Origin of the sequence: Rhizobacter sp. AJA081-3 (assembly GCF_017795745.1) — a bacterium.
Lineage (GTDB): Bacteria > Pseudomonadota > Gammaproteobacteria > Burkholderiales > Burkholderiaceae_C > Piscinibacter.
This window is the reverse complement of sequence record NZ_CP059067.1, coordinates 3,164,507-3,190,403: the sequence shown is the minus strand read 5'-3', so window position 1 is coordinate 3,190,403 and position 25,897 is coordinate 3,164,507. Positions and strand designations below refer to the sequence as shown.

The 25,897-nt window shown below is 60.8% G+C and carries 30 protein-coding genes; 3 read left to right on the top strand and 27 right to left on the bottom strand.

What is annotated here, in order from left to right:
- Window positions 1-66: 66 nt before the first annotated feature.
- The 12 genes from HZ992_RS15165 to HZ992_RS15115 all read right to left on the bottom strand — a co-directional run bounded on the left by HZ992_RS15165 (window position 67) and on the right by HZ992_RS15115 (window position 9,706).
- Window positions 67-399 (bottom strand): YegP family protein, encoded by a 333-nt coding sequence (locus HZ992_RS15165; protein WP_209382673.1) that lies wholly within the window; start codon window positions 397-399, stop codon window positions 67-69.
- A gap of 236 nt (window positions 400-635) precedes the next feature.
- A complete protein-coding gene (locus tag HZ992_RS26150; RefSeq protein WP_371816832.1) occupies window positions 636-1,064 on the bottom strand; it encodes an abscisic acid-deficient protein Aba4 family protein in 429 nt (142 codons plus the stop codon).
- A 195-nt stretch (window positions 1,065-1,259) separates the two neighbouring features.
- A complete protein-coding gene (locus HZ992_RS15155; protein WP_245213047.1) occupies window positions 1,260-1,649 on the bottom strand; it encodes a YybH family protein in 390 nt (129 codons plus the stop codon).
- An 827-nt stretch (window positions 1,650-2,476) separates the two neighbouring features.
- Window positions 2,477-2,905: a DUF1801 domain-containing protein gene (locus HZ992_RS15150; RefSeq protein WP_209382670.1), complete on the bottom strand. Its 429-nt coding sequence runs from the start codon at window positions 2,903-2,905 to the stop codon at window positions 2,477-2,479.
- Window positions 2,906-3,053: 148 nt separating this feature from the next.
- Window positions 3,054-3,518, bottom strand: coding sequence for a septation protein IspZ (locus tag HZ992_RS15145; RefSeq protein ID WP_209382669.1), 465 nt, complete (start codon window positions 3,516-3,518; stop codon window positions 3,054-3,056).
- 130 nt (window positions 3,519-3,648) lie between these two features.
- Entirely contained in the window at window positions 3,649-4,014 is a 366-nt protein-coding gene (locus HZ992_RS15140) for a RidA family protein (RefSeq protein ID WP_209382668.1), read from the bottom strand.
- A 604-nt stretch (window positions 4,015-4,618) separates the two neighbouring features.
- Entirely contained in the window at window positions 4,619-4,942 is a 324-nt protein-coding gene (locus HZ992_RS15135) for a hypothetical protein (RefSeq protein ID WP_209382667.1), read from the bottom strand.
- A gap of 1,476 nt (window positions 4,943-6,418) precedes the next feature.
- Window positions 6,419-6,604: a hypothetical protein gene (locus HZ992_RS15130; RefSeq protein WP_209382666.1), complete on the bottom strand. Its 186-nt coding sequence runs from the start codon at window positions 6,602-6,604 to the stop codon at window positions 6,419-6,421.
- Window positions 6,605-6,867: 263 nt separating this feature from the next.
- Complete coding sequence (locus HZ992_RS26145) at window positions 6,868-7,236, bottom strand: DUF6968 family protein (RefSeq protein ID WP_371816736.1); 369 nt, start codon at window positions 7,234-7,236, stop codon at window positions 6,868-6,870.
- Window positions 7,237-7,362: 126 nt separating this feature from the next.
- Window positions 7,363-7,746, bottom strand: a complete 384-nt coding sequence (locus HZ992_RS15125; protein WP_209382665.1) for a hypothetical protein — start codon at window positions 7,744-7,746, stop codon at window positions 7,363-7,365.
- A gap of 806 nt (window positions 7,747-8,552) precedes the next feature.
- Entirely contained in the window at window positions 8,553-9,044 is a 492-nt protein-coding gene (locus HZ992_RS15120) for a DUF4396 domain-containing protein (protein ID WP_209382664.1), read from the bottom strand.
- A gap of 218 nt (window positions 9,045-9,262) precedes the next feature.
- Window positions 9,263-9,706 (bottom strand): ankyrin repeat domain-containing protein, encoded by a 444-nt coding sequence (locus HZ992_RS15115; RefSeq protein WP_209382663.1) that lies wholly within the window; start codon window positions 9,704-9,706, stop codon window positions 9,263-9,265.
- A 78-nt stretch (window positions 9,707-9,784) separates the two neighbouring features.
- Here HZ992_RS15115 and HZ992_RS15110 point away from each other — a divergent pair, with 78 nt between their 5' ends.
- Window positions 9,785-10,690, top strand: a complete 906-nt coding sequence (locus HZ992_RS15110; protein WP_209382662.1) for an IS1595 family transposase — start codon at window positions 9,785-9,787, stop codon at window positions 10,688-10,690.
- A 191-nt stretch (window positions 10,691-10,881) separates the two neighbouring features.
- On the opposite strand, the gene HZ992_RS15105 is transcribed toward HZ992_RS15110, so the two are convergent.
- Window positions 10,882-11,298 carry a hypothetical protein gene (locus tag HZ992_RS15105; RefSeq protein ID WP_209382661.1) on the bottom strand — a complete coding sequence of 139 codons (417 nt, stop codon included), beginning with the start codon at window positions 11,296-11,298 and terminating at the stop codon, window positions 10,882-10,884.
- A gap of 10 nt (window positions 11,299-11,308) precedes the next feature.
- On the bottom strand, window positions 11,309-11,605 hold the full coding sequence (locus HZ992_RS15100; RefSeq protein WP_209382660.1) for an ADP-ribosyl-(dinitrogen reductase) hydrolase: 297 nt from the start codon (window positions 11,603-11,605) through the stop codon (window positions 11,309-11,311).
- A 422-nt stretch (window positions 11,606-12,027) separates the two neighbouring features.
- On the opposite strand from HZ992_RS15100, the gene HZ992_RS15095 reads away from it, so the two are divergent.
- Together HZ992_RS15095 and HZ992_RS15090 are read left to right on the top strand one after the other, a co-directional pair.
- A complete protein-coding gene (locus HZ992_RS15095) occupies window positions 12,028-13,086 on the top strand; it encodes a P63C domain-containing protein (RefSeq protein ID WP_209382659.1) in 1,059 nt (352 codons plus the stop codon).
- Between the two features lie 59 nt (window positions 13,087-13,145).
- On the top strand, window positions 13,146-13,379 hold the full coding sequence (locus tag HZ992_RS15090; protein WP_209382658.1) for a hypothetical protein: 234 nt from the start codon (window positions 13,146-13,148) through the stop codon (window positions 13,377-13,379).
- Between the two features lie 216 nt (window positions 13,380-13,595).
- Here HZ992_RS15090 and HZ992_RS15085 read toward each other — a convergent pair whose 3' ends face one another.
- The 13 genes from HZ992_RS15085 to HZ992_RS15025 all read right to left on the bottom strand — a co-directional run bounded on the left by HZ992_RS15085 (window position 13,596) and on the right by HZ992_RS15025 (window position 25,736).
- The gene (locus HZ992_RS15085; RefSeq protein WP_209382657.1) at window positions 13,596-14,174 is read right to left on the bottom strand and encodes a GNAT family N-acetyltransferase; all 579 of its coding nucleotides are present in this window, start codon (window positions 14,172-14,174) and stop codon (window positions 13,596-13,598) included.
- Window positions 14,175-14,316: 142 nt separating this feature from the next.
- Window positions 14,317-14,790, bottom strand: a complete 474-nt coding sequence (locus HZ992_RS15080) for a metallophosphoesterase family protein (RefSeq protein ID WP_209382656.1) — start codon at window positions 14,788-14,790, stop codon at window positions 14,317-14,319.
- A 135-nt stretch (window positions 14,791-14,925) separates the two neighbouring features.
- Window positions 14,926-15,360 (bottom strand): DUF3052 family protein, encoded by a 435-nt coding sequence (locus HZ992_RS15075; protein WP_209382655.1) that lies wholly within the window; start codon window positions 15,358-15,360, stop codon window positions 14,926-14,928.
- A 655-nt stretch (window positions 15,361-16,015) separates the two neighbouring features.
- Window positions 16,016-16,777, bottom strand: coding sequence for a hypothetical protein (locus HZ992_RS15070; RefSeq protein WP_209382654.1), 762 nt, complete (start codon window positions 16,775-16,777; stop codon window positions 16,016-16,018).
- Between the two features lie 2,238 nt (window positions 16,778-19,015).
- On the bottom strand, window positions 19,016-19,270 hold the full coding sequence (locus HZ992_RS15065) for a hypothetical protein (protein WP_209382653.1): 255 nt from the start codon (window positions 19,268-19,270) through the stop codon (window positions 19,016-19,018).
- A 168-nt stretch (window positions 19,271-19,438) separates the two neighbouring features.
- A complete protein-coding gene (locus HZ992_RS15060) occupies window positions 19,439-20,014 on the bottom strand; it encodes a hypothetical protein (protein ID WP_209382652.1) in 576 nt (191 codons plus the stop codon).
- 174 nt (window positions 20,015-20,188) lie between these two features.
- Window positions 20,189-20,842, bottom strand: a complete 654-nt coding sequence (locus HZ992_RS15055; RefSeq protein WP_209382651.1) for a class I SAM-dependent methyltransferase — start codon at window positions 20,840-20,842, stop codon at window positions 20,189-20,191.
- Window positions 20,843-22,061: 1,219 nt separating this feature from the next.
- Window positions 22,062-22,580, bottom strand: a complete 519-nt coding sequence (locus HZ992_RS15050; protein WP_209382650.1) for an energy transducer TonB — start codon at window positions 22,578-22,580, stop codon at window positions 22,062-22,064.
- 124 nt (window positions 22,581-22,704) lie between these two features.
- Window positions 22,705-23,250, bottom strand: coding sequence for a riboflavin biosynthesis intermediates N-glycosidase (locus HZ992_RS15045; protein ID WP_209382649.1), 546 nt, complete (start codon window positions 23,248-23,250; stop codon window positions 22,705-22,707).
- Window positions 23,251-23,561: 311 nt separating this feature from the next.
- Complete coding sequence (locus HZ992_RS15040; RefSeq protein WP_209382648.1) at window positions 23,562-23,855, bottom strand: hypothetical protein; 294 nt, start codon at window positions 23,853-23,855, stop codon at window positions 23,562-23,564.
- A gap of 152 nt (window positions 23,856-24,007) precedes the next feature.
- The gene (locus HZ992_RS15035) at window positions 24,008-24,448 is read right to left on the bottom strand and encodes a hypothetical protein (protein ID WP_209382647.1); all 441 of its coding nucleotides are present in this window, start codon (window positions 24,446-24,448) and stop codon (window positions 24,008-24,010) included.
- Between the two features lie 157 nt (window positions 24,449-24,605).
- Window positions 24,606-24,905: an HAD family hydrolase gene (locus HZ992_RS15030; protein WP_209382646.1), complete on the bottom strand. Its 300-nt coding sequence runs from the start codon at window positions 24,903-24,905 to the stop codon at window positions 24,606-24,608.
- A gap of 330 nt (window positions 24,906-25,235) precedes the next feature.
- Window positions 25,236-25,736: a GNAT family N-acetyltransferase gene (locus HZ992_RS15025; RefSeq protein WP_209382645.1), complete on the bottom strand. Its 501-nt coding sequence runs from the start codon at window positions 25,734-25,736 to the stop codon at window positions 25,236-25,238.
- Window positions 25,737-25,897: the final 161 nt, after the last annotated feature.

Genomic DNA, 25,897 nt, shown 5'->3' with positions numbered 1-25,897 from the left:
GGATGATGAAACTGGCTGGCTCGCGGCCCAAGTGCCAAGCCGGTGGAGGTCCGCTCGAGCGAAGGGTTAGGCCTCGGTCTTAATGGTCGTGCTCGGACCGTTGGTCTTGACTGACTCAATGCCGCTGTCGCGGCTCGCCGCGTTCTTGTACATCTGGCTCGTGCCTATGACCTGATGGTTCCCGGCCTTCAGATTGAAGTAGAACCGTCCATCCGAGGACTCTTTGCGTTCGTAGCGATCTTCCGAGGGACTGTTCTTCTGCACCGATGCGATGCCACCCTCTGCCGAGCCCTTGCTTTCATATTGTTCGCTTCGAAGGATGACTTCGCCGTTGCCCGCTTTGAGCGCGAACGAGTACTGGCCCTTGTCGTTCTGCTTGAGTTCGTACCAACCTGCCATGGAACCTCCAAGAGGTGAGTTGAAGACGCAGATGGATCGTAACGGACCAATCGCCTGTGCAGTGCAGGGCAGATGAAATCATGTATTCAGGCCCATGACCGTGGCTCGCTTCCGAGGCCTAACGTTTGAGCTGAGCGGAGAGCGCCGGGATGGCGCTTGGCCCGCGAGGCGAATGATGACAGTGAGCGCCTCGCGGGCCAAGTGCCATGCCGGTGCGAGTCCGCTCCAGCGAAGGGTTAGGCCTCACTGCGGCCCACTCGCTTTGGGCTGAATAGCGCTCGACCTGCCAGGTAAAGAAGTACTCCGAGCGGGCCGAAGAGGAACGTGGCGGGCAGGGCGATCAGAAGCGGAAGGCGGGAGTTGCCTTCAGACGATGCGTCGTCGACTAGCCACCTGCCGACGAGAAGATCAAAGGCGAGGAAGTGCGTCCAGGCGCCGAGCATCTTTCCAGGAGCGGCGAACAGAATCTGGACTGCCCCAAGCGACTGAAACCCTCCGCCGGGCGTTGAGCCCCAGTACTGAGCGAGGAACACGACATACGCCGCGCAGAGCAGAACTGGCGCTACTCGGCCGCTGATGAACAAGATGTTCGCGCGAGCTCTGCCAGTGCGCAGTGGAGCAGCGACCGCAAGGCCGAGCCAAGCTGCCATGGCGACAACACTCACGAGGGAGAAGGCGCTCTCGGGCAAGGTGATCTCCCATTTGGCCGCATGCGCGGCAGGTTTGTTGTGAGGCCTAACGTTTGAGCTGAGGCGCGAGCACCGGTGTGGCGCTTGGCCCGCTGGACGGATGATGGACCACTCCGGGAAGCGGGCCGAGTGTCATGCCGGTGCGAGTCGGCTCGAGCGAAGGGTTAGGCCTCACTGCTTGTCGCCAGGCTCTGGAGGGCTGCCTTTGTCGAAGACTACGCGCCAAACACCTGGCGCTTCTTGACGCCACACCGAATTGAAGCGACCAATGACCTTGCCGTCTGTGTCGCGGACCAACCCGGTGCTCAGAGCGAGCGTTCCCGATTGAAGAACCTCCACTCGGTCTGGCGCCCAAGAGAACGGAGCGACTGATGCTTCGAAGTAGCTCGACCAACCGGCAACGACCTCTGACTTTCCTCGCAATGGGGCTGCGCCGGTGAAGAAGACGGCTTCTTCGGCGATGTGAGAAGCGAACGCACTTAGCTTTCGATCCGCCATTGACTTGGCGAACGCCCGCTCGGCGGCGAAGACTTGCGCCTGTAGGGAGTCGGGTGCTGACATGGCAACTTCGAAGGGGATGGCTGCTAACGCCACAGCTAGAACAAGGCGGAATGCAGTTCCTGGGGAATGAAGCTGACCGCGAGGCAATGCATGGCTCATCGTGAGGCCTAACGTTTGAGCTGAGCGGGCCGACGCCGGGAAGGCGCTTGGCCCGCGAGACGGATGATGACCTTAACCGGCTCGCGGGCCAAGTGCCTTGCCGGTGGAGGTCCGCTCGAGCGAAGGGTTAGGCCTCGCTAGATGCCTCACGGCGGTGATGCCAAGGAACTGTGCGGCGCGAACCACTTTGATAGACGCTGCGTTCGATACGACTCGAAAGTGGCGCCCGCGAAGGCGAGAAGCAGTGCGATGCGAATGATTGCGCCTAGAGTCGGACCAGATGACGCGAGAGCGAAAGCGCTGCCAGCAAGAGCTACACAGAGGCAGGCAACCCAAAGGCTCCAGCCAACGCGCCGGCGCTGGAGCAGGAGCACTGATGCGAGAAGCATGAGGGAGCCCACGACGCCAGCCTCAACAAACGCAAACCTCATCGCAGCTTCTTGTTCTCGGAGTACGAGATCCAGTGACTCGATCGCGTTGTATCGCTCGAGCGCGTTGCGCGCTTGCCAGCGCAACAATGGCGGCGCCCAAGCCCACAAGGTGGCTTGAACCGCTCCAACCGCTCCGATTGCAAGTGCTAGCCACTTCATAAGTTGGTGATTGCGAGGCCTAACGTTTGAGCTGAGCGGGCCGACGCCGGAATGGTGCTTGGCCCGCGAGGCGCATGCTAAGCCTGAGCGCTTCGCGGGCCAAGTGCCAGGCCGGTAGCGGTCCGCTCCAGCGAAGGGTTAGGCGTCGCTGCTTGGGTGAAGGCGATGAACCTCGGCGTACGACTCGGCAACGAGCTGCTCCAGCACTTTAAGATCAACGTCCGCCAGGCGCTTGATGGACAGACATGACTTACCCATCTTGTGTTTGCCCAGCCGCGACAGAAGTTCCTGTTGAGACGGCCCGCTTGCCACCAGGTAGACGCTGATGTCGCCTTTGCGGGCGGCAAAGCCTGTGGCGCAAGACTCGCCCGAACGACCAGTGGCGTAGCTGTACGGGTACTTGCCAAAGCCTACGATGCTTGAGCCCCACATCACTGGGGCTTGCTTTGTGGCGCGGCGCATGAGCTTGAGCAACGACTCGGCGTCCCCGCGGCGCTCAGGGTCGGCGATTGCATCGATGTACCGCTCCACCGACGCTTGCGTTGGCTTGGTCTTCGCTTCTGCCATGAGCACCTCGCATGTGCGGGTTGCGACGCCTAACGTTTGAGCTGAGCGGGCCGGCGCCGGAATGGCGCTTGGCCCGCGAGGCGGATGCTAAGCCTGTGCGCCTCGCGGGCCAAGTGCCAGGCCGGTGGCGGTCCGCTCCAGCGAAGGGTTAGGCCTCTTTGCTCCGCGCAGGGCCGTTGGCGGCTGTTTCAGGCGCGCGGCTGAAAATGGCGGCAGCGATGAAGGGTGCAGCGAGGATTGCGGCCGAGGGTACGTAGAGCTTGTACTGCAGCCAACTCTGCACCGAGAGCAGGTAGATAGCGAGCAAGTTGGCAAGTGCGAGTGCAAAGAAGAGCACCGCCAGTGCCACCGTGAACTTGCGCCAGAACTGCGTGGGAAGGTTTAGGCGCTTGCCCCAAACCAGATAGGCGATGCCATTGGGCAGCGCGAGCAATGAGGCTAGCCAAACGAGGCCGAACAAGCTGAACAAGACTGTCGGCTTCAGCCTGATATACGTGATGTCTTCCATCAACGGCGTGCTTAAGATCGAGACCACAAGGACCGTGGCAAGAATCAGCGAGACGACAAGCAAGCGCCAGTAAAGGGACAGGCCGAGGAGTAGTTTGCGTCGCATTGCTAGAGAGGCCTAACGTTTGAGCTGAGGCGCGAGCGCCGGGATGGCGCTTGGCCCGCGAGGCGGATGATAGGAAGCAGCGCCTCGCGGGCCAAGTGCCATGCCGGTGCGAGTCGGCTCCAGCGAAGGGTTAGGCCTCAGCGATTGCTGCAATGGACACCTTCAGGCCTGGGATGCGAGCGGGAAGCTTGGCACCTTGGCGCGCTGGTGGATCTGAAGGAAACCACTTGAGCCACTCTTCATTCATACCGGGGAAGTCGTCTTCCTCGGCCAGCACGACTGTGACGCTGACGATCTTGTCAAGCGAACTGCCTGCGGCTTCGAGGATGGCCTGAATATTGGAAAGGCACTGACGGGTTTGCTCTTGGATGGTTGTTCCATTGATCGCGCCAGTGGCGGGATCAGTTGGCGCGGTGCCCGACACGAAGACAAGGCCTGCGGCCTTTACCGCCTGGCTGTAGGTCGGTGGCGGCTTGGCCGCTTTTGGAGTGAACACGATCTGGCGGTCCGCTCCGGCGAAGGGTTAGGCCGCATTCTTGGCCTTGATGAACCACTCGACGAACGCACTGGGCTCAAGTGCACCCACTCCCAAGAGAATGACAAGCCCGAGGATGAGAAGTAGCGCGATACGCACTCGCAGTGCATTCGGACCGTTCACTGCCTGTGCAAGACGATCTGGAGGTGCGGTCCCTGGGTCTCGGTGGGTTACTTTTCCAAGGGACTGCAAGGCGACGATAGCAAGAAGTAGCGCACTAAGAGTTGCCCAGAGAAGGTATCGCTGACCAGCACGCGAGAAATAGGCGAGTCCGATTAACCCGATTGCTACGGTGGCTCGAAACGCCCAGAGCGTAGGCTGAGTTGGACTCATGCAGAGAGTTGCCCCGCAGTTGCTGCAGACGAAACTTGCTGAGTGAAGCCACCGCGCTCGCGCAGCGACGGGCGTGTTGCAGGCAGGGCAGGTGTACATGCGGCCTAACGTTTGAGCTGAGGGGCCGGAGCCGGAATGGCGCTTGGCCCGCGAGGTGGAGCATAGACCGGCAGCGCCTCGCGGGCCAAGTGCTAGGCCGGTGGAGGTCCCCGCTCGAGCGAAGGGTTAGGCCTCACTCGCCGTAGCCGAGTATTGGCATGGCAAGCGCGAAGACGAACAGGGCGGTTGCGACCAACCCGAAATGCCAAACCATGCGCTTGTTCTGAGTGATGCTCGGACGGTTGAGCTTGAGCTGCAGGAGTAGCCCACCAACGAATGCCGGGAGCGTAGCGATCGCGCCGCCGAACCACGCACTGTCCAGCGTGCTCGGGAAGCGATGAAAGAGCGCACCCAGGCCGAGCCCGATGAACTGAAAAACGATGACGAAAGCCACCAACCCTCGGATTGGAGCCAGATCCGCCCACGTGTAGTTGAATCCGAAGTGATCGTCACGCATGCGGTTCAGCGGAGAAGTTGCAGCCGAGGTTCTGACCTTGAATGCGGGAGCGAGAGTCAACGGTTTCCGCTCGTGAGGCCTAACGTTTGAGCTGAGGGGCCGGAACCGGAATGGCGCTTGGCCCGCGAGGCGGAGCATAGACCTGCAGCGCCTCGCGGGCCAAGTGCCAGGCCGGTGGAGGTCCCGCTCCAGCGAAGGGTTAGGCCTCGCTTCTGCGCCATAGCAGTAGTCGGAGTCAGCCCGGAGCACGCGGAGCCAAGCTTGCTCGTAGAGGAGGGGGGTACGAACTTGGCTGAGTGGCGACAGCTAGCCGACCGGGAGGCCAAGAATTCTCCCTCCAAGAACTACTGCAAAGCCGAAGAGTCCTGCGATAGGCAAGGAGCCAACAGTCAGTGCCGCAGCAGATCCTCTGTAGCGCAAGGCCATGAAGGTTGTGACGAGGATCACCGCGAGCCCAAACAAGCAGATCTGCCACCATGCCTCCAGAGCGAGAGGCGATATGAAGGCCAGAATGACGAGATTCGCAGCCTGCACTAGAACGATAGCGAGTGTGCTCATTGCGCGATACGGGAGTGTTGACATCCTTTTATCCCATGACGAACCCCTGTTTTCGAGGTTGCGCCAATGGGTGGGTGCGAGGCCTAACGTTTGAGCTGAGCGGGCCGACGCCGGGATGGCGCTTGGGCCGCGAGGCGAATGCTAAGCCCGAGCGCCTCGCGGCCCAAGTGCCATGCCGGTGGCGGTCCGCTCCAGCGAAGGGTTAGGCCGCGCTGTTTGTGACCTGAACTCGTGTGAGTAGCGTGCTGATCGCAGCGTTTCGCCGGCAAGTTGCTCTCTCGCGACACGCGATGGCTGCACTTCTGGCCGCCTACTCACCGTTGCGGCTGAATCTTGACTGAGCTTCTCGCCAGCTTCGGGAGTCCGCTGTCTTTGGGGTTTTGAAGTCGATTCCGACAAAGGTGAGACCTCCCGAGCACGAGGGGCACGTCTGGGCTGTCCGACCTTCCTGCGCTACGGCAGCTTCTCTACTGCCTCGCGATTGATCGGTAGTCATGAAGCGGCTAGCGATTCCCCCTGGGAAGCCGTGTGAAAACACCTTGCGGCAAGAGAAGCAGGCGAACTTACCGGTGGACATGCTGCGTGTTGTGGTGCGGCCTAACGTTTGAGCTGAGCGGGCGAGCACCGGGATAGCGCTTGGCCCGCGAGGCGAATGATGACAGTGTGCGCCTCGCGGGCCAAGTGCTATGCCGGTACGAGTCCGCTCCAGCGAAGGGTTAGGCGTCACTCGCTCTCGGGGAGCATTTGACTGATAGCGCTAGAACTCTCTCGTGGGCGAACGGGCTCGGCCACCAAGCGAGGAGCAGCGAGCATTGAAGTCGCTGCTCCCCGCAGGCACTCTGACTCCAGCGGGCGTGCACGGCGGGAGAAGTATGACTGCTCAAGGTGCCAAGTGGGGTAGTGAATGCGCGTGACTGTCTAGCGCGCAGCGTCGGCGTCTTCTTCATTCCAGAGCGAGACGACCACGTTCTCTCCGAACTGCGCTTGAACTTGGGCAGATGCGTCTTCCAGGTTGCGCGCAAGCAAAGTGATGCGTTCACCTGGAGCGGAAGAGTCCTTCGGCCAGATGATCGCTTGGTACGTGCAGAGAGACTTGTCTTCCATTGCGACTCGAGCTGGGCAGAACTGGCCTTTGGTGACGCCTAACGTTTGAGCTGAGCGGGCGAGCGCCGGGATGGTGCTTGGCCCGCGAGGCGAATGATGACAGTGAGCGCCTCGCGGGCCAAGTGCCATGCCGGTGCGAGTCCGCTCCAGCGAAGGGTTAGGCGTCAGTCTACGGTCCGCGCTGGGTGGGCAGGCCGGATGCGCTTGGAAGTGCGCCGGCGTGGAACCGTGGATGCAGGGAACTCCGTGATGCAGCGCGAGGACTACACGACAAGCTCAAGTGTCTTGTCGGGTACGGCCTCCCCGAAGACTCGACTGATGGCAGGAAGATCCAGGTTCCTGCTTCCGTGTTGAGTCAGTCGACCTTGTTTCCACTCGTCGGAGGTGTACAGAAGAGAGGCAGCATTCACCGTTGCGAGCAGCAGTGCCTGGACTGCGTCAGCGCCTGCGGCGTAGCGGAGCACGGGATACTGAAGCCCGGCAATGCGGTAGAAGCAACGATAGGAGCCAGACCCCGGTTCTCGCTGTGGCTCGGAGATTGCGAGCGTGACTGGGCGGCTACCAGTGCCGGATTCAGCCGCGAGATCGTAGGTGCGCTTTGCAATGATGCGGCGGAGAGCAGTACGTGGCATCTGACGCCTAACGTTTGAGCTGAGCGGGCCGCCGCCGGGTTGGCGCTTGGCCCGCGAGGCGGATGATGAACCACAGAGCCTCGCGGGCCAAGTGTCAACCCGGTGGAGGTCCGCTCGAGCGAAGGGTTAGGCCGCACCGTTCACGCCTGGCGCGTGCACCCTTGCGGCCTGCAGCAGCGTTGCCGGCAAGGACGAGTCTTGGTTCACCTCTGTGGCGAAGTTCAGGTAGAAGGGCTGTGCCATTGCAAAGCGGGGCACTTCATCGGAGCTCAAGAGTTCTTCAAAGATGAGACCGCCCGTGGAGGCGCCGGAGGCTGCCGCACAACAAAGCAGAGGCTGCCGGCTTCTGTCGAACTGCGCGTTCATCCAATCCAGCAGCCGCGACAGGCCTTCATCTGTGTTTGGCACGCATATTTCGCGAGCGGCAGAAGTCGGTTCCACCCCAACAGAGACGGACCCATCGGGCTGGAAGACGAGGGCGAAGATCTGAGTTCCTCTTGGCGCGTTCATGGGCGGAATGGTGAGAATCTTCTGGGCTGCTCTGAAGGGTCGGGCGTGCCACTGGCCTAGCTTGTGCGGCCTAACGTTTGAGCTGAGGCGCGAGCGCCGGAATGGCGCTTGGCCCGCGAGACGGATGATAAGAATGACTGGCTCGCGGGCCAAGTGCCATGCCGGTGCGAGTCGGCTCCAGCGAAGGGTTAGGCCTCACTGCTCCCGCAGCTAGCCGAGAACCGAAGCCGCCAAAGAGCGGATGGCGAAGATGTAGCCAGCCGCGAGCATCAGAAGGCCGGCCAGCCAACTAGATGCTCTGAAGAATGCGCTACTTCGAAGCCAGGCAAGAGCGCCCGCGACGCTCTGGCGCGCGATGTGGATTGGCAGCAATGGGTACTTTGTTGCGATTGCGACTTGGTACGAGACAAGGCCGAACAATATGAGTGCGACCGCGGACCAGAATAGAGCTGGCGGTTTGTATGCCAGCCAGGCGAGAACCACTCCAACGGTCATGCAAGTCACCAAGTAGATGGCTTGACCAATGAAGGAACGCGGGCCAAGTGTGGTCCGTGACAAACCCCCACACCGCGGACACCTCAGTCGAGCTGGTGTGGAGAGAACTCGCAACGTGGAGATGGTGTTTTGCGAGCAGTGCGGACACGCGAGCATTGTTCGTGAGGCCTAACGTTTGAGCTGAGCGGGCCGACGCCGGGATGGCGCTTGGCCCGCTGGACGGATGATGTACCAGTCCGGGAAGCGGGCCAAGTGCCATGCCGGTGGCGGTCCGCTCCAGCGAAGGGTTAGGCGTCGACTCGCCACCAAGCTCAATGGTGAGCGTGAGCCAGGGCGTGCCCTTTGCCTCGCCCAATGAGCCAGCGATTCACCGGGTAAGCAGCTATCCCAGCGATGGCGAGCGCGAACGCCATGCTGAACCAGAAGTGCAGGGAGTCAAGGGGCGCGTTCATGGCGCCGGGAATGGCCAGCATGATCGAGTTGTCCACGATCTCCATGATCGTGATGGAGGCTGCATCGGCTGCCAGAGCGATGCGAAGCGCCGACTTGACGGAGTAGCCGCGGCGCAAGAACGGAAGGGCTGTGAGGGCGAAGCCCGACAGGAAGGCCAAAGACACCGCTAGGGCAATGGTTGCCCCGTTACTCCACCCCAGTGCGGTGCCGATCATCAGGCCGACGACTTCGCCTATGGCACACCCGGACAGACAGTGGAGCGTTGCGACGAAGGCGGTGTAGTTCAGCGACTCGCCGCCGTGGTTGTGGCCAGCGTGAGGCTTGTGATGCACGTGATGGGCGTGATTCATGCTGAAGCTCCAAGTTGAGGTGGTGCCAACAGCTTAGACATTCCCATGATGGGAAGGTCAAGTGCGGCGCGTCAACGGTGCCGCCTTCGACGCCTAACGTTTGAGCTGAGCGGAGAGCGCCGGGATGGTGCTTGGCCCGCGAGGCGGATGATGACCTGAAGAGCTTCGCGGGCCAAGTGCCATGCCGGTGCGAGTCCGCTCGAGCGAAGGGCTAGGCGTCATCGCCGCGCTCCAGGGTTTGGCTTTGGCGGGCGGTACTGCTCTATGAGTGCGGCGATCTTGCGACCGTCTTCGTCCTTCCGTCGCTGAGCGCGGATGCGGGCTGTGAGGCCGACCCAGCCGTTGATGTCTGGATCTGCACCGTGTTTGAGCAACAACTCGACCATTTCTGGGTAGTCCTTCTGCGCAGCCAGGCAGAGGGCAGTTTCCCCGATCATCTTCTCGTCGTTGGCGTTTACCTGGGCTCCCCGCTCCAGCAGCCAAGCGGCAACCTTGTAGTGCTCATTTTCTGCCGCGTAGTGGAGCGGCGTACGGCTCAAGTCATCGAACGCATTAATGTCGGCGCCGTAGGAGACAAGGCGCTCCACTTCCGGCAGATCACCATCGGCTGCAGCTCGGTGCAGGCGCTCTCGTTCGAACCAATCGTCATCCAGGTTGGTCATGACGCCTAACGTTTCGGAAGTATGTACTTGACAAACCCAAGCTGAAGGCCGATAGTAGAGCCATAACGGAGCAACGACATGGCCGAACCGATCTTCAACCAACCGCAATTCCAAGACCCGGAAGCAGCGCGCGAGTACCTTGAAGCAATCCGCTGGGCCAATGGCGTTGTCTGCCCCCACTGTGGCGTGATCGACAAGTTCTACAAGCTGACCGGTGACGCTCACCGCCCCGGCCTGTACAAGTGCTCAGACTGCCGCGAGCAGTTCTCCGTGACGGTCGGCACCGTGTTCGAGTCCAGCAAGATCAAGCTTCATATCTGGCTGCAAGCTTGCCACCTGATGAGCGCTTCAAAGAAGGGCATCAGTGCCAAGCAACTGGAGCGCATGCTCGGCGTCTCCTACAAGACTGCCTGGTTCATGGCTCACCGCATTCGGGAGGCAATGAACATCGCCCCAAAAGCGCCGCTCGGCCTGACCGCGCCGGTCGAGGCCGATGAGACGTATTGGGGCAACAAGGGCAAGCATGCCCCTGGCGCCCGCTCGTTCCACCACCAGATGAAGATTGTCTCGCTGGTCGAGCGTGACGGTCAGAAGCGCTCGTTCCACGTCGCTAGCGTGAACGGAGCCACCCTGCGCCCGATCATGAAGGGCATGATCGCCAAGCAAGCCCGCCTGATGACGGACGAGGCCGGCGTCTACAAGGCCATCGGCCCCGAGTTCAAGTCGCACGAGGTTGTGAACCACAGCGAGAAGGAATACTCTCGCGGCGACGCCACCACGAACACTGTTGAGTCCAGCTTCGCGCTGCTGAAGCGCGGCCTGATCGGCACGTTCCACAGCGTCAGCGAGCAGCACCTTCAGCGCTATGCCACCGAGTTCGACTTCCGCTGGAACCATCGGATCGCCCTCGGCGTCAACGACGTTCAGCGCACCACGGCCGTCCTCAAGGGCATCGAGGGCAAGCGCCTGACCTACCGAGCCTAGATTGAGCGCAACAAAACCTGGAAAGCCATCAAAGCCCAAGCAGCAGCAGAACTCGCAGAGCGGCGAGGCAAGCGACGAATCCGGAATCGGCCTTGATGAAACTTTGAAGCGGATGTTGGCTATGCCGCCGGCCAAGAAAGCGAGCAAGAAAAAGCCCGCCTAAGCGGGCTTACCTTGAGCGGCGGCTGAGACTACGCAGCTCTGCGCTCTTCTTGCTCCGCAAGAGCCTGCTGAGACGCAGCATCCTGCTCCGCTTGCCGAGCGGCGGCCAACTCCTGTTCAAGCCTACGTTGTTCTTCTGCTTCCTTTTGTCGCCGCTGCGCTAGATCAGCACGCAGCGCGCGCTTCTCAGCTTCAACGAAGCGCTTACAGACCTCGCGAATGAGCGGTTGATAGCTCATTCCTTGAAGGTGAGCAATCGCCTTGAGATCACTCACCAACTCTTTCGGAAATCGAATCGAGATCGGATGAAGGCCCAAGCGCTCTTCTAGCTTGTCGTCTTCTTTGCCAACGCGAATGTGCTCGGCGTCGTTGCCCAGCTTCCCAGACGGCCCCCACTCATCCGCTGAAGCCTCAATCTGGCTCAGCAATTCATGGTTGATAGCCACAGTTTCTCTCCTAGGTTGGTAAGCGTGCCTTGAACAGGCTCTGTATTTCACCTGTCGCCAAGTAGGCACTCTTCAAGTAGACGTTTTCGGCGTCCTCTACATAAATGATCTTAAGCATCCGCCCGATGTGAGACTGGCCGACGAACCATCTGGTCGGAAGACCTGACTGGGTCTTGTGTTCCTCTCGTGGATCCTCGACATAGACGCCATCCCAAGCCATGAAGCACTCTCGCACTTCGCGTTCTGTCACGGATCCGTGGTCAGCGCTAGCGATCTTCTCCTTGATCTTGGGCGAGATGACGATCATGGGTAGCAAGTGTATATACAATGCTTGCCCCTTGCACGACTCTACTATCCCTAGACGCTCATGAACGCACTAGAAGCACCGTATTTACAACGCCTCTCTTCTGAACTGCTCCATAGTCAAGTGAGGGCAGGATGCTCTTACGCAACCGTCGCGGGCCGATCTGGCAAGCATGCCGCTGGCTGGTGTCTCGTCTAAGTCCTTGATAGTATTGAAGATGCACCTGGCGGGACTCGAACCCGCACGCCTGCCAGCATCGGCTTTAGAAGCCGCCGCGTCTACCAGTTTCGCCACAGGTGCCATGAATGCCCGGTTCGCCGGGCATTCTGCTTTTGCAAGCAGAATACGCCGAAGTGCTTGCATTGTGGTTTGGCGCAGGCCACAATGCAAGCACATTTACTGCCTAGATGGCGAATGGAGCTTGCATGGGCGAACAGACGGACGAACCGACCGGCCGGGCCAAGGGCGGGCACGCCAGGGCTGCGAAGCTCACGAAAGAGCAACGCAGCGAAATCGCCAGACAGGGCGCTATGGCGCGCAAGGCGCGCGTGATGACAGACGAGGCGTCCGACCAGGACCCCATCGAGCATGAGGGAGTACTGACGTTGGGGGACTTCACCGTCCCTTGCTTCGTCACCAAGTCTGGCGTGCGGCTGATCGCCAGCCGCAAGATGCAAGAGATTCTTAAGGTGGTCGAAGAGGATCCGGACGACCAGCCTGGCGTGCAGCGGCCAGGGACCCGGTTTCAGCGGTTTTTGACACGGAAGTTCTTTAACTCCTTGATTTCAAAGGAGGAACTACAGGACCTATTCACGCCGATTCGCCGCACTTTTCGGGGTCGGGTCATCAGCGGATACAAGAGCGATGCCCTGACCAAGTTCTGCGAACTCATGATGTTGGCGAAGGAGAGGGACCTCCTCGCAACCGAGCGCCAGTCCATCGTCGCCGTGCAGGCAAAGGTCCTATACGACGCCTTTGCCAAGATCGGCCTGGTTGCGCTGATTGACGAGGCGACCGGCTACCAACAGATCCGGGACCCAAGCGCGCTGCGCTTGCTTGTTCAGCAGTACATCGCCGCCGAGAAACGCGAGTGGGACAAGCAGTTCCCTGACTCGTTCTACGACGGGTTGAACCGCCTCTACAACAGCAAGAAGATGACCAAGACTGCGAAGGGTGCGGTGATTCAGAACAGGCCGCAGCACTTCGCGAACTTCACGCGCACCTATGTGTACGAGCCGCTAGAGAACGGTGCTGTTCTGGAAGAACTTGACCGCATCAATCCTAAGATCAACGACAAGGGAACACGTCGCGACCGGTTCCACCAGCACCTGTCCCTGGGCTACGGAATTGAGAAGCTAAAGCGGCAAGTGCTCGCGGTTGAGACTCTGATCGACGTGTCTGACAACGTGAGCCAGTTCAAGCGCCTCTACTACAAGAAGTTTGGCGCGCCAGTCGGCGCACAGCTCGACTTGCTAGGCGACTAGCTCCATCGCACCGCATCACAATCGGCCCGCCTAGCGCGGGCTTTCTTTCAGGAGAAGCCATGAGTGACTTGGCAATGACTCGATTTCTCGCCACCAAAGCAGTTGGCGATACCACGTTCGTGCATCCGCGAGACCTGCAACTGAGCCCTTCTCAGTTCCACCAGGCTGTGCAGTCATGGATGGTTCAGGGAGGCGGGTCAGACTTCGCAATCACGCCGATTCCGCGCAATCCACACAAGCCGAGCGATGGCAGTGGCATGTACGACATGCTGCAAGTGCGTCGGACGCGCTAGCAAACCGCCCGGACTATGTTTCGACAATCCGGGCGATTTTCATTCCGGCCTGTCACCCCGCCAGTCTACTGCGCTGGGTTTGCAAAGTACATACTTCCGTAACGTTTGAGCTGAGGCGCGAGCGCCGGGATGGTGCTTGGCCCGCGAGGCCGATGATAGGAACCACGGGCTCGCGGGCCAAGTGCCATGCCGGTGCGAGTCGGCTCCAGCGAAGGGTTAGGTCTCGCTGGGCAGGACTCTCGAGTTGATTGAGTTCCACTCGCGACGCAGCAGACCATAGAGCGCGAAGTCGGTGAATTCTCCGTTGGCAATCCAACGTTCGCGAAGGTGACCCTCCTTCTGGAAGCCAAGACGTTCCAACGTCCGGCTGGAGGCGACATTTCGCGGGTCGATGCCCGCTTCCACTCGGTTCAGCTTCATTTGCGAGAAGCCATAGCTCAAGAGGGCAGTCAACGCCTCGTTCATGTAGCCTTGGCGCCAAGCAAACAGACCCAGAGCATAGTCAAGTACGGCGCGACGACACTCCTCGTTGCGGTCAAACAAGCTGCAGGTACCTAGCAATGCGCCGTCTTGAATGCGCTCGACTCCGAGTCGAAGGTCCTCTCCCTCGGCCATCGACATCGCATGTCGGGCAATAGTTGCCTCTGCCTCTTCAATGGAACTCCAAGGCGTCCCCCAGTAGCGCATCACCTGCTTGTCCGAGAACACGCTCAGCAGAGCCGGTGCGTCGGCCGGTTCGAGTGGCCGAAGCAAGAGGCGCTCGGTCTGCAGTTCGATTCGATCAAACGGTGGCATTCTGGAAACGTACTCTGGCGAGACCTAACGTTTGAGCTGAGGCGCGAGCGCCGGGATGGCGCTTGGCCTGCTGGACGGATGATGACCCACTCCGGGAAGCGGGCCAAGTGCCATGCCGGTGCGAGTCGGCTCCAGCGAAGGGTTAGGGCGCAGGCTGGATTGCGAACTCCGTGACTCTTGCTCGGACGTTGCCGTCTTCGACCAAGAGTTCGGCGGCGGCGATCGGAAGCTTGAACCTGCGAGGACCCGGGCTTCCAGGGTTCACGTAAAGAACCGTTCCCCGACGCTCGACGTGAGGCTTGTGCGAATGGCCGGAAACAACGACGTGGACACCGGCGCCGGCAGGATCAATGTCGATCTGCGCCAGATCGTGGACGACGTAGAGAAAGGTACCTTCGAGTTGGATGAGCTCTGACTCGGCCAGCTTCTCTGACCACGCACCGCGATCGTTGTTGCCGCGCACTGCGGTGACCGGTGCTATTGCAGATAGCCTCTCCAAGATTTCCGGGTCGCAGATGTCGCCCGCGTGGATGATGTGGTGGCTTCCGTGCAGGAACTCAGCTACCTCTGGGCGCAGAAGGCCGTGGGTATCAGAAACGAGACCAACGCGAAGCATGGTGGCTGGATGCGCCCTAACGTTTGAGCTGAGCGGGCCGACGCCGGCCTGGCGCTTGGGCCGCGAGGCGAATGCTAAGCCTGAGCGCCTCGCGGCCCAAGTGCCAGGCCGGTGGAGGTCCGCTCGAGCGAAGGGTTAGGCCGCATTCTCGTGCCGAAGCTCCTTGCGCACGACCAGCTTGAGACCCGACCAGACTTCACTGACAGCGCAGACCTTGATATCAACGAAGCCAAGAGGCAAGGCGAGCCTGCGAATGGTGTCTTCGGTGATGTCGGTTGGCACCTTGGAGGCCTTCTTCGGCCAAGAGACCCAAAGTGAGGCTTCTGGCTTGAGCCTCTTTCGCAGGGATACAAGGTGCTTGGAAAGCGAAGCTTGCTCAGTGACGAACACGTGGGCGAGATCTGTCGTGCTACTCGCCGCTCGTTCGAAGGTGACTCCTTTCGTGAGTGGATGCAGCCAGGTTTGGTACTCCTGTGGCGCACCGACAGCTGCAGCGCGAATGCCAGGCTTGTAGCCGAGCTTCTTCGCGAGAGGTATCCCAGAGTAGCCAGACTGCACAGAGGTGGTCATGCGGCCTAACGTTTGAGCTGAGGGGCTGACGCCGGGAAGGCGCTTGGCCCGCGAGACGGATGATGACCTGAACCGGCGCGCGGGCCAAGTGCCTTGCCGGTGGCAGTCCACTCGAGTGACCTGTTAGGCAGCACTGCTCGAGGCGAACCAAGCCAATGCGAGAGAGCGAGGCACACAGGCATTTCCTTTCACTTCTGGCCGCTGATGCGCCAGCGGGGGGAACTGGAACAAGCGCCGCTCAGACCGCCGCCAGCGCCGGCGGTGAACGAGAGCAGAGCCTTCCGAGTGACGGCGGCACCACGAACTGACTGAAGCCAGCGCATCGAGAGACAGAGACTCGTGGCCGCGAAGCGCTGCCAACTGAGCAGGCTTGGCAGATGGGCCGACCGTGGCGCTTGAGCATTGCCACTCAGTCTTTGGCGAGCTTGCGCAGACGTGGCCAGGGAGTGCATTTGGTCTTTGGCGGCGACTGCCGCCCAGCGACGGTGGCGAGCACCATCAGCGCACCGTGGTGCTGCCTAACGTTTGAGCTGAGCGGAGAGCGCCGGGATAGCGCTTGGCCCGCGAGGCGAATGATGACAGTGAGCGCCTCGCGGGCTAAGTGCTATGCCGGTGCGAGTCCGCTCTAGCGAAGGGTTAGGGATCACCGCCTGCGCTAGCGAACTGAAGGGCCGTCACTCATACTCATTGTGTTCAGCGAAGTGGACTGGATTCTCAGTGTTCCTTCTGTCGATTCGATGTCGAACGACATGACTGAACGGGTTTCAAAATGGTCGACGCGCTTGTTGTCTACCGCGTATCGCATTGAGCCAGAGCCGAAGCCGTTAGATACGATCTTCAGCGGTCCCTTTGGTTGGCCAAAGCTCATCGATATCTTTGTGTCGATCTCTGCGATCCCATCGCTGATGCGCCGCAGGGTGTAGAAAGTCGTGGTGGCCAGGTCGATGCTTGCTAGGTTGGCGATTGGCAGCGAAAGCCGGGTTTCCTGCGAAATCGGCACACCTTGCTGCAGGCGAACGGGCGCCAGTCCCTTTAGCTGGTCGAACACGGCCAGGAGTACAGGCTTAAGAAGGCTCATGTCTTCCGCGCTACCTCCACGAAGTCGGACAGAGTCCTGCCGAACGTTGCCAGACGGCTCGACAACGGCATCCACCACCAGCCCACGAAGCCTCGTTGCGTTCGGCATGCGTTGCTCTGTTCCGAGAGCGTCCCGTACTGTGCTGTCTTGGTCGAGGTACTCCAACGAGATCGGGTAGCTGCCGTCCGGTGAGCGTTCTCCTCCCGTCTGCCTGATGACCAGCCTCTGCGTAACGTTCGCTGACACCGGGAAGACTACTCCACGACTGAGGCTGCTAGCTACCAGTCCTCGATCCTCGACAACTGAGATGGTTTGCTGGCTGGCGTATTCAGTCTTCATGACGCGAGAAGTGTTCGCTTGAAGACCGTAAGCAAGCTCAACCTCCTGACCGGAGGAAAGACCGGCGAACGCAGTGAGCAGTAGTCCGATGACAAGCCGAATGTGCACTGTGATCCCTAACGTTTGAGCTGAGCGGGCCGGCGCCGGGATGGCGCTTGGCCCGCTGGACGGATGATGTACCACTCCGGGAAGCGGGCCAAGTGCCAGGCCGGTGGCGGTCCGCTCCAGCGAAGGGTTAGGTCGCCGTGATGCAGCAGCTACGGCGCCGGTTTTCGCGTACTACCCTTGGGTGAACTTCTCAATTGTTCGACGTGCCACCGCGGTTGGCTCGCAAATCTCGAGCTCTAGCTTCGGGGACACCTTCACTGTCTCGTCGCCCACAGGCACAAGCGCAATGATGTCTCCCAGATAGGCCATGAGTCTGTTGCGCAAACCCGGATGATCACCCGACTCTGCGTAGAGACGTAGCCTACTCAACGTATAGAGCCATGAGTTCTCTACTTGTCTGGGGTCTAGTGTCCGCTCCAAGAGGTACATGGTTCCATCGACTATGAGGACCTCTACCGTAAATGTCTCGGATGCGTGCTGGTAGGTCTGCGATGTGAGCCATGCGTGCTGGTCGGTATGCTCGTAGATCCGGTAGTAATAGGGATGCTTGGAGTCAAGCTGATCAGGCAGCCCAAACTTGGAGCGAAGAAGTGGGGTGCTATCGCGCGCGACAAACGGCATGGGCGACCTAACGTTTGAGCTGAGGGGCGAGCGCCGGGATGGCGCTTGGCCCGCGAGGTGAATGATGACAGTGAGCGCCTCGCGGGCCAAGTGCCATGCCGGTGCGAGTCCACTCGAGCGACCGGTTAGGCAGCACTGCTCGAGGCGAACCAAACCGATGCAAGAGAGCGAGGCACACAGGCATTGCTTTGCACTTCTGGCCGCTGGTGCGCCAGCGCGGGGAACTGGAGCAGGCGCTGCTCAGACCGCCGCCATCGCCAGCGGTGAACGAGGGCAGAGCTCTCCGCGTGGCGGCGGCACCACGGACTGACTGAAGCCAGTGCATCGAGAGACAGAAGCTCGTGGCCGCGAAGCGCTGCCACCTGAGCAGACTTGGCAGATGCGCTGACCGTGGCGCTTGAGCATTGCCACTCAGTCTTCGGCGAAGCTGCGCAGACGTGGCCAGCGAGTGCATTGGGTCTTTGGCGGCGACTGCCGCCCAGCGACGGTGGCGAGCACCTTCAGCGTTCCGTGGTGCTGCCTAACGTTTGAGCTGAGGGGCCGGAACCGGAATGGTGCTTGGCCCGCGGAGCGGATGATGACAGCGAGCGCTTCGCGGGCCAAGTGCCAGGCCGGTGGAGGTCCCGCTCGAGCGAAGGGTTAGGCCGCTCTGTCGCGCAACTCGTACGCCCCCGTGCACTTGCCACACACACAAGCGAGGCGAACCGTTCGTGACGACGGTTGGCGAGTGGTTTGCTCCACGGAAACTGGGGAACCGCAAGCCGGACAGCGAACACTTATGGTTTCGCCGCCACGGAACTGATTGAGCGCCATAACCACAGCATCCGCAATCTCTCGCTCAGCCGCCAGTAGCGGTTCTGTTGAATCTTCTTCGAAGGCTGCCAAGGCTGCCCAGAACACAGGCACTGCAAACAGGGAGTGGAACCAGTAGGACATGTTCACATCGCCACGGGACCTGCAAAGGTGAGCCTCGATACAGAACCCGTGTAGTGCAGCAGTAGCGAAGGTGAGCAAGACACCAAGAACGACAGCCAGGAAGCCGGCCGCGACGAACTTTCCCATTGAACGGGGGCTGCGCATGCGACGACCGAGCCAAATGCTGATGGCGACGCCAAAGAGCAACGGGATCCAACCGATAAGCGCGGAAAGGTCTGTCACTGGAGCGGCCTAACGTTTGAGCTGAGCGGGCCGCCGCCGGGATGGCGCTTGGCCCGCGAAGCGGATCATGACAGCGTGCGCTTCGCGGGCCAAGTGCCAGGCCGGTGGCGGTCCGCTCCAGCGAAGGGTTAGGGCGCACTCGTGGTGAGGCAGGTGGCTTACTACGGTGAATAGGCCCGCATGACCGCCGGTGCCTTGGCGTTTGCACTGCCGGTAGTGGCAGGGCTTGCCACGATTGGACTTGGCAACCGCGGGCTCACCGATTGGCTTAGATGACCGATTGACCGGACCTACCTCTGCGCTCGTATGAGAGCCAACTGCCAAGGCGTGGTGCCGAGAGGACTTGCGCGACTAGATGCCAAGGTACTTGACTGCGAAGAACCCAATGGGAAGCGTTAAGGCGGTTATGGTGCCTGCAAGTTCCTTCTTACCCTTGATGCAAAGAAGTATCGCTATGACGGTAAAGGCTCCAATCCACGCGAAGCCCCATCGCCAGAAGGTGACAAGGCCGTCGCTTCCACCGTTGCCAGACGCTGCGAGAAGCGATGCGAAGAAGAAGACCGCGCAGTTGATTGCAGCGAGAAGGAGAACGCCGACATAGGCCATGTGCGCCCTAACGTTCGAGTTGACCGGCCCACGGAGGCGAGCACCGTAAGCCCGGACTGAGATGATGCGCCATGTGCCTCGGGCCGGGCTTACGGTGCTTGCCGTAGCGGGTCCGGTTGAACGAGGGGTTAGGCCTCGCCACTATGCGGCCACAGTCGGAGAACCTGTCTAACGCATGCCTTGGATGTTGTCGTGAATGACGGTGGTGTAAGCGTCTTCACAGAACCCGGGGTTGTCACGCTTTAGCTTCTGCACTGCTTCTTCATAAGTCAATCGCTCGCTTGGATCTTTGAAGAACGCCGCACCTACGTAGGCGTTTTGACCGTGGCAGAGGCGGTTTGCGCGCCGGACTGCATCTGCGATAGCTTCGTCGCCCGCTTCAGGCGACAGCGCTCGAGGGTCGATCGGGCAGCCGAAGTACTGCCCGGAATGGCGATCGTTGAAGTACATCGCGTAGAACGTGGCGTCCAGCACGCTGACTCCACCTGCCTTCCTCACGTAGTAGTCCCGGCGCGCAAGAACCCAATCTGGTGGCCCCAGTACGCCGCGTAGGATGCGGTTGCTCCTACTGCATTCGCATTTGGTCACGAAACTGTCTGCGGGCGGTTCAACGTAGGTGACGCTGATCGGGCGTGCGCAGTCCGGGCAGGTTTCGGTGATGGGCGTTTTCGATTTGAACTGAACCACCGCGCGCTCGACAGCCGCGCGAGCCGCCTTGTTCAGTGCTTCCGGTTCCAGAGGCATAGGATTTGGTGAACGGCTTAAGGAGAGGTTGCGCCACCTGCGCGTCTTGAGAGGCCTAACGTTTGAGCTGAGCGGGCCGACGCCGGGATGGCACTTGGCCCGCGAGGCGGATGCTAAGCCTGGGAGCCTCGCGGGCCAAGTGCCATGCCGGTGGAGGTCCGCTCCAGCGAAGGGTTAGGCATCGCTCGCCACGGCCAGTGCCCATAGCCTTTGACGGCCTTGCCAGCGAATCCCACTGAAGCCGACACTGACCAACAACTCCTCGACTTCGGTTTCAGAAAGCGAGACTGTGGAGAAGGACTGTCGCCAGACTTGGCTCGACAGTTGATAGCGCAGCGTCATGTGAACCAGCTTCGCCTCGCGCGAAACCGCCTCCACATGGATTGCAACTCCCTGAACTTGACCGACAGGCCCGACTTGAACTGACATCAGCCAGTCGGGACTGTGCCGCATGAGAACGAAGAGCCCGCCGACCTTCAGGTGGCGCCGCGCGCAGCGAGCGAAGGCACATCGTAAGTGCGCGCTCGGATGATTGATCAGGTGGCTCGCCAGCAGCACAGTATCGAAGGTTTTGCCCAGCTCAAGATCTTCGATCGAGGACTGCACAGCCTCAACTCCGCTGGGAAGAACGGCCAACATGTCTGCGGACTCATCGACTCCGGTGATACGGCAGCCCGCGCTGGCAAGACGGGCGCATAGGCGACCGGTTCCACAACCCAGTTCGAGTACTGACGTACCTTCCGCGAATTGCTCAATGACTTCGTCAAGCTCTCCCATGTAGGGCAGCTGTCGATAGAGCTCGACGGAACATCCGTCCGGCGTTTGCACGCCTGGGCCGTCTCCTGAGAACGGATGGTTCACGCGATGCCTAACGTTTGAGCTGAGGGGCTGACGCCGGGAAGGCGCTTGGCCCGCGCGACGGATGATGACACTGGCTGGCGCGCGGGCCAAGTGCCTTGCCGGTGGCAGTCCACTCGAGTGACCGGTTAGGCAGCACTGCTCGAGGTGAACCAAGCCGATGCGAGAGAGCGAGCCGCACAGGTACTGCCTTGTACTTCTGGCCGCTGACGCGCCAGCGCGGGGGGGTGGAGCAAGCACTGCTCAGTCCGCCGCCTCAGCCGGCGGTGAACGAGAGCAGAGCCTTTCGGACGGCGGCGGCACCACGTACTGACTGGACACAGTGCGACGAGCGACAGAGATTCGTGGCCGCGAAGCGCTGCCGACTGAGCGGGTTTGGCAGATGCGCCGAGCTTGGCGCTTGAGCATTGCTACTCCGTCTCTGGCGAACTTGCGCAGGCATGGCCAGCGAGCGCATTTGGTCTTTGGCGGCGATTGCCGCGCCAGCGACGGTGGCGAGCACCTAAAGCGCGCCGTGGTGCTGCCTAACGTTTGAGCTGAGCGGGCGAGTGCCGGGATAGCGCTTGGCCCGCGAGGCGCATGCTAAGCCTGAGCGCCTCGCGGGCCAAGTGCTATGCCGGTGCGAGTCCGCTCCAGCGAAGGGTTAGGCCTCATTGGGATGGCCGTAGCTTGAAATGTGTGGCTTTGCGAAGCCGCGAGGCACAGAAACCAAAGACTGTGCCCAGCACCGCCAGCAAGGCGACAAAGCGGGCCATACCGGAAACACCTGAGAGTGACGCTGACCACATGAAGACAGCGAAGGCGACGGCCATTGCCAAGAGACCAAGAAGGACAGTTGCCAACAGAGAGCGTGCGCCAATGTGGGCCAGTAACTCAGTGCCGCAGGTGCTGCAGCGGTAAGACGATGCTGAACTGAAGGAGCCCGATTCTGTTAGGCGCGCCACAGTGGAGTTGCCGCACTTCGGGCACTGACCAGAGACGAGAGTAGGGGACGAGTTGGATGCCATGCGGAATTGGACTTCGCGCAAGTGGCTAGCTAGCGCCACCGGAACGACTGAGGCCTAACGTTTGAGCTGAGGCGCGAGCGCCGGGATGGCACTTGGCCCGCGAGGCGAATGATGAGAACGAGCGCCTCGCGGGCCAAGTGCCATGCCGGTGCGAGTCGGCTCCAGCGAAGGGTTAGGCCGCATCAGTTCACGATAAACATATGCCGCAACGGAAAGTCCATGATGCACGGAGCACCACCGCATACAGCTGGCTTGAACTTGGTTAGCAACAAGAGCGACGCTGCGAACTTGGTCATCTCGGGACTGGGATTGCCAATGATCTTCGTCGAAGTCACCTGGCCCTTGGCATCAACCGTGGCGAAGATGTAGAGCTCGCCTTGAGCCATCAGTTTTGCCTGAGCTTTGCTGAGCGCAGCGTAAATGGGGCGCAAACCTTCAAGCGGGAAAGGCGGTTCGTCACCAGGCGGTATGTGCTCATACCACGTGTTGACGACTTGCTTCTCTTCCGGTGTGAGCTCTTCGTAGGTCTTGTCTATAGGAATCGCAGAACCGCGTACCGCGTATGGGCGAATGGCCGAGCCAGCGGCAGGACGGTCGTCCTTTATCCCGTACTCGGGTGTCTGCGCTTTGACTTCTGAAAACCAGGCAGCGGCAAATACCAGAGTGCTGAGCGCTACCAGCGTCAACTGATGTTTCATCATGCGGCCTAACGTTTGAGCTGAGCGGGCCGACGTCGGAATGGCGCTTGGCCCGCGAGGTGGATGCTAAGCCTGGGCGCCTCGCGGGCCAAGTGCCAGGCCGGTGGCGGTCCGCTCCAGCGAAGGGTTAGGCGTCATCGCGCACATTCATGAGCGCAAAGCCTAGAAGATTGAGGCCGCGCCACTGATTGGGGTTGTTCACCTTCTCATCGTCCTGCGCGAGCCCAATGCCCCAGACTCGGTCTACGGGACTTGCTTCAACAAGGACACGGGAGCCAGTTTGCTTGAGGAATGCGCCGAGGTCGGGGTTCTGTGAAAACTTGGCTCGATTCGCGCGAACAACGATCGCGAACCTGTGCTCCAGCCAGGCTTCTTCAACGAACCCGCGCACTTGGCGGCCTAGTGCCTTGGCTGCTCCCGGGTTCGGCGCCTGTAGAACAAGCTCCCTTGTTGCGTGGTCTCCGAACAGCGAAGCCTTCTCCGCCATCATGAAGTGCTCCGCGGTTGGGTAGCGATGAGCGTCAACAATGAAGGGGGAGCCGTACCACTGGCTAAAGCATGCGGAGGTTACTTGGCTCTTGTTCGATTGATGTCCCCAGAAGAAGACGTACTTCAGTTTCTCACCGGCGTTGAAGCGGGAGCGAAGGTTTTCAACGAACTGTGTATCGCGCACTCGGGAACCTATGACGCCTAACGTTTGAGCTGAGGCGCGAGCGCCGGGATGGTGCTTGGCCCGCGAGGCCGATGATATGAACGACGGGCTCGCGGGCCAAGTGCCATGCCGGTGCGAGTCGGCTCCAGCGAAGGGTTAGGCGTCATTGCGCAACTCGTACCAGCCAGGCGGCAAGGAAGACAAGCGGGATGCCCACAACTAGGTGCCATAGCTCTGCGCCCAAGTAGACGGCAAACCAGCCTATGCCGCCTATGAGAATAGCTAGAACCCAGGCAAAAGCCTTGACCAGGCGCGTGCTGGGCGGAACCTCTTCATTCATTGATTGCGTTCGAGCTACCGGATTGGCCGGAGGACTTTGGCTCCAGTTTCAGAAAGTCTTCGACCTCCGATTCAGTCGGGCGCCAGGACTCGCCGCGTAGCTCGTGAAGCTTGACGAGACCGAGTAGTTGGAGCGGGTCTTCGGCGACGAACGCCTCTAACTCGCGCTCTGCGCGAAGAAGCTCAGTACCTGGAACCAATGAGACCGAGTAACCCATTTGACGCAGGCAGGCGAGCGCTGCTGGGAGTGTGTTTCCTGCGGAGGCGATAGTCACCGGGGTGTTCATGACGCCTAACGTTTGAGCTGAGGCGCGAGCGCCGGGATGGCGCTTGGCCCGCCGGATGGACGATGTACCACTCCAGGAGGCGGGCCAAGTGCCATGCCGGTGCGAGTCGGCTCCAGCGAAGGGTTAGGGCGCATTCGCGGGCTTAGGTTGACCTAGTGTCCGGCTGAGTTGTCACCGGACTCGGCTGTGTCACGTTTCCGTGCGGCAAGTGCTGCCGCAATGAGCTTCGCGTCGCGGGACTCCTGGAAGCGGGCGCCGATAGCAAGAAACAACCAGAACCAGAGTAGGACAACAGGCGTAGTGACCAAGACGAATGGAAGCTCCGCAATTGGAGCGGGCTGTACGCCGAAGAGCAGAGGAGCGATGACAAACGGGAGAAACGCGAACACGGCAACTAGCGCAAGCAGAGCCAGCGCGGAAAGCAGGCGCGTGCGGAACCACAAGAAGGCGCTGAGAAAGTGAGCTGCGCGTGTTGCCCAGGTGACCGCCGCCCCCAAGAGCGCTGCGGCGATGGTGTACTGGATGGCACTGGACGGCGCGAGGAGGAACAGAAGGGCCGCATACCCGACAAGAACAAGGAGATCTGCGCGCATTTGTCTACAGTGATTGGAGAGTCAGGGTGGCTATGCGCCCTAACGTTTGAGCTGAGGCGCGAGCGCCGGGATGGCGCTTGGCCCGCGAGACGGATGATAAGAATGACTGGCTCGCGGGCCAAGTGCCATGCCGGTGCGAGTCGGCTCCAGCGAAGGGTTAGGCGTCTCCTGCTCCGCCCGGAAGGACATGCCGGCAATAGCGCCACTCCGCGACCGGCTGATCGTCGATGTAGACGTGGGGCTTAGGAAGGAATGCAATGAAGCATTCCTCGATGCCGAGCTCGGCGGCGGAAGACTTGGCGTACTCGGCTCCACCTGAACTCCAAAGGTACAGCGAATCCCCTCGTGCGCGTAGCGCGCGAACGGCGGCTACTACACCGGGCATGGGGATGCGCTTGGAGCCGACGGAGCGAATGAGCGTGTCATCGACATCAATGAAGACGACTTGGCTACTCATGGTTGTGCCTCTGATCGTGCGTTCGCTGGCTCAAGTAGCTGTCGCGCAGGCGTAGCGCCTCTTCCCATGAGTTTGCTGCGCAGGACCAGACGAGTACGGAATCTGCATCGAGCATGCGACGCGCCGAGTCATTCTGGGTTGGGAAGAACGAGAACCCGCTTGGCTCCTGCCAGAGTTCGTAGTTGACGGGAGTAGTGGTTCCCATGAGACGCCTAACGTTTGAGCTGAGGCGCGAGCGCCGGTATGGCGCTTGGCCCGCTGGACGGATGATGGATCACTCCGGGAAGCGGGCCAAGTGCCATGCCGGTGCGAGTCGGCTCCAGCGAAGGGTTAGGCCTCATTGCGCACGGGAGAGGCATAGATTGGGTCGATGTAGACGCGGCCGCCGAACAGGAACTCCTTTCCGCCACGCTTGGTGAACCCTTGGCGCTCGTAGAAACTGACTGCACGGACGTTCCTGTCGTACACGCCCAGCCAAAGGGACTGGGCGCCCTGGCGCCGTGCTTCTGTGTGAACGGCGAGCATGAGTTGTGCGCCGTAACCATGGCCGATGAACTGCTCGGCCAGATAGAAGCGGGCCAGTTCGATCGGCGACGGTTCCGACACGCAAGATGGTGGCTCACTTCGCGCGAGAACCGCATAGCCTGCGAGTTCGGTGCCGACCTCAGCGAGCAGAGTTGTTGCGTTCGGGTCGCTGACCACAGACGTCACAGTCTGGGTGTTGAAGTTTTCAGCGACGTAGTCGGCGATCTCGTGTGGCTCGTCGAGCCCGCGGTATGTATCCGAGAAGGCCTTTGAGGCCAGGGCTGCAAGGGCGCCTACGTCTTCCAAGCCCGCATACCGGATTGACAAGGACGGTGGCATGGGTGCGGTGCTTCGTGTATGAGGCCTAACGTTTGAGCTGAGGGGCCGGAGCCGGAATGGCGCTTGGACAGCGAAGCGGATGATGACAGCGAGCGCTTCGCGGGCCAAGTGCCATGCCGGCGCGAGTC

Bases quoted from the DNA above. Each gene is read 5' to 3' on its own strand.
- HZ992_RS15085 (WP_209382657.1), bottom strand. From the start codon at position 14,174: ATGCCACCGTTTGATCGAATCGAACTGCAGACCGAGCGCCTCTTGCTT.
- HZ992_RS15145 (WP_209382669.1), bottom strand. From the start codon at position 3,518: ATGCGACGCAAACTACTCCTCGGCCTGTCCCTTTACTGGCGCTTGCTT.
- HZ992_RS15125 (WP_209382665.1), bottom strand. From the start codon at position 7,746: ATGAACGCGCCAAGAGGAACTCAGATCTTCGCCCTCGTCTTCCAGCCC.
- HZ992_RS15110 (WP_209382662.1), top strand. From the start codon at position 9,785: ATGGCCGAACCGATCTTCAACCAACCGCAATTCCAAGACCCGGAAGCA.
- HZ992_RS15100 (WP_209382660.1), bottom strand. From the start codon at position 11,605: ATGATCGTCATCTCGCCCAAGATCAAGGAGAAGATCGCTAGCGCTGAC.
- HZ992_RS15075 (WP_209382655.1), bottom strand. From the start codon at position 15,360: ATGACCACCTCTGTGCAGTCTGGCTACTCTGGGATACCTCTCGCGAAG.
- HZ992_RS15135 (WP_209382667.1), bottom strand. From the start codon at position 4,942: ATGCGTGACGATCACTTCGGATTCAACTACACGTGGGCGGATCTGGCT.
- HZ992_RS15130 (WP_209382666.1), bottom strand. From the start codon at position 6,604: ATGGAAGACAAGTCTCTCTGCACGTACCAAGCGATCATCTGGCCGAAG.
- HZ992_RS15115 (WP_209382663.1), bottom strand. From the start codon at position 9,706: ATGACCAACCTGGATGACGATTGGTTCGAACGAGAGCGCCTGCACCGA.
- HZ992_RS15080 (WP_209382656.1), bottom strand. From the start codon at position 14,790: ATGCTTCGCGTTGGTCTCGTTTCTGATACCCACGGCCTTCTGCGCCCA.
- HZ992_RS15090 (WP_209382658.1), top strand. From the start codon at position 13,146: ATGAGTGACTTGGCAATGACTCGATTTCTCGCCACCAAAGCAGTTGGC.
- HZ992_RS15050 (WP_209382650.1), bottom strand. From the start codon at position 22,580: ATGATGAAACATCAGTTGACGCTGGTAGCGCTCAGCACTCTGGTATTT.
- HZ992_RS15070 (WP_209382654.1), bottom strand. From the start codon at position 16,777: ATGAAGACTGAATACGCCAGCCAGCAAACCATCTCAGTTGTCGAGGAT.
- HZ992_RS15155 (WP_245213047.1), bottom strand. From the start codon at position 1,649: ATGTCAGCACCCGACTCCCTACAGGCGCAAGTCTTCGCCGCCGAGCGG.
- HZ992_RS15065 (WP_209382653.1), bottom strand. From the start codon at position 19,270: ATGGCCTATGTCGGCGTTCTCCTTCTCGCTGCAATCAACTGCGCGGTC.
- HZ992_RS15150 (WP_209382670.1), bottom strand. From the start codon at position 2,905: ATGGCAGAAGCGAAGACCAAGCCAACGCAAGCGTCGGTGGAGCGGTAC.
- HZ992_RS26145 (WP_371816736.1), bottom strand. From the start codon at position 7,236: ATGCCACGTACTGCTCTCCGCCGCATCATTGCAAAGCGCACCTACGAT.
- HZ992_RS15040 (WP_209382648.1), bottom strand. From the start codon at position 23,855: ATGAACACCCCGGTGACTATCGCCTCCGCAGGAAACACACTCCCAGCA.
- HZ992_RS15060 (WP_209382652.1), bottom strand. From the start codon at position 20,014: ATGCCTCTGGAACCGGAAGCACTGAACAAGGCGGCTCGCGCGGCTGTC.
- HZ992_RS15120 (WP_209382664.1), bottom strand. From the start codon at position 9,044: ATGAATCACGCCCATCACGTGCATCACAAGCCTCACGCTGGCCACAAC.
- HZ992_RS15035 (WP_209382647.1), bottom strand. From the start codon at position 24,448: ATGCGCGCAGATCTCCTTGTTCTTGTCGGGTATGCGGCCCTTCTGTTC.
- HZ992_RS15030 (WP_209382646.1), bottom strand. From the start codon at position 24,905: ATGAGTAGCCAAGTCGTCTTCATTGATGTCGATGACACGCTCATTCGC.
- HZ992_RS15165 (WP_209382673.1), bottom strand. From the start codon at position 399: ATGGCAGGTTGGTACGAACTCAAGCAGAACGACAAGGGCCAGTACTCG.
- HZ992_RS15095 (WP_209382659.1), top strand. From the start codon at position 12,028: ATGGGCGAACAGACGGACGAACCGACCGGCCGGGCCAAGGGCGGGCAC.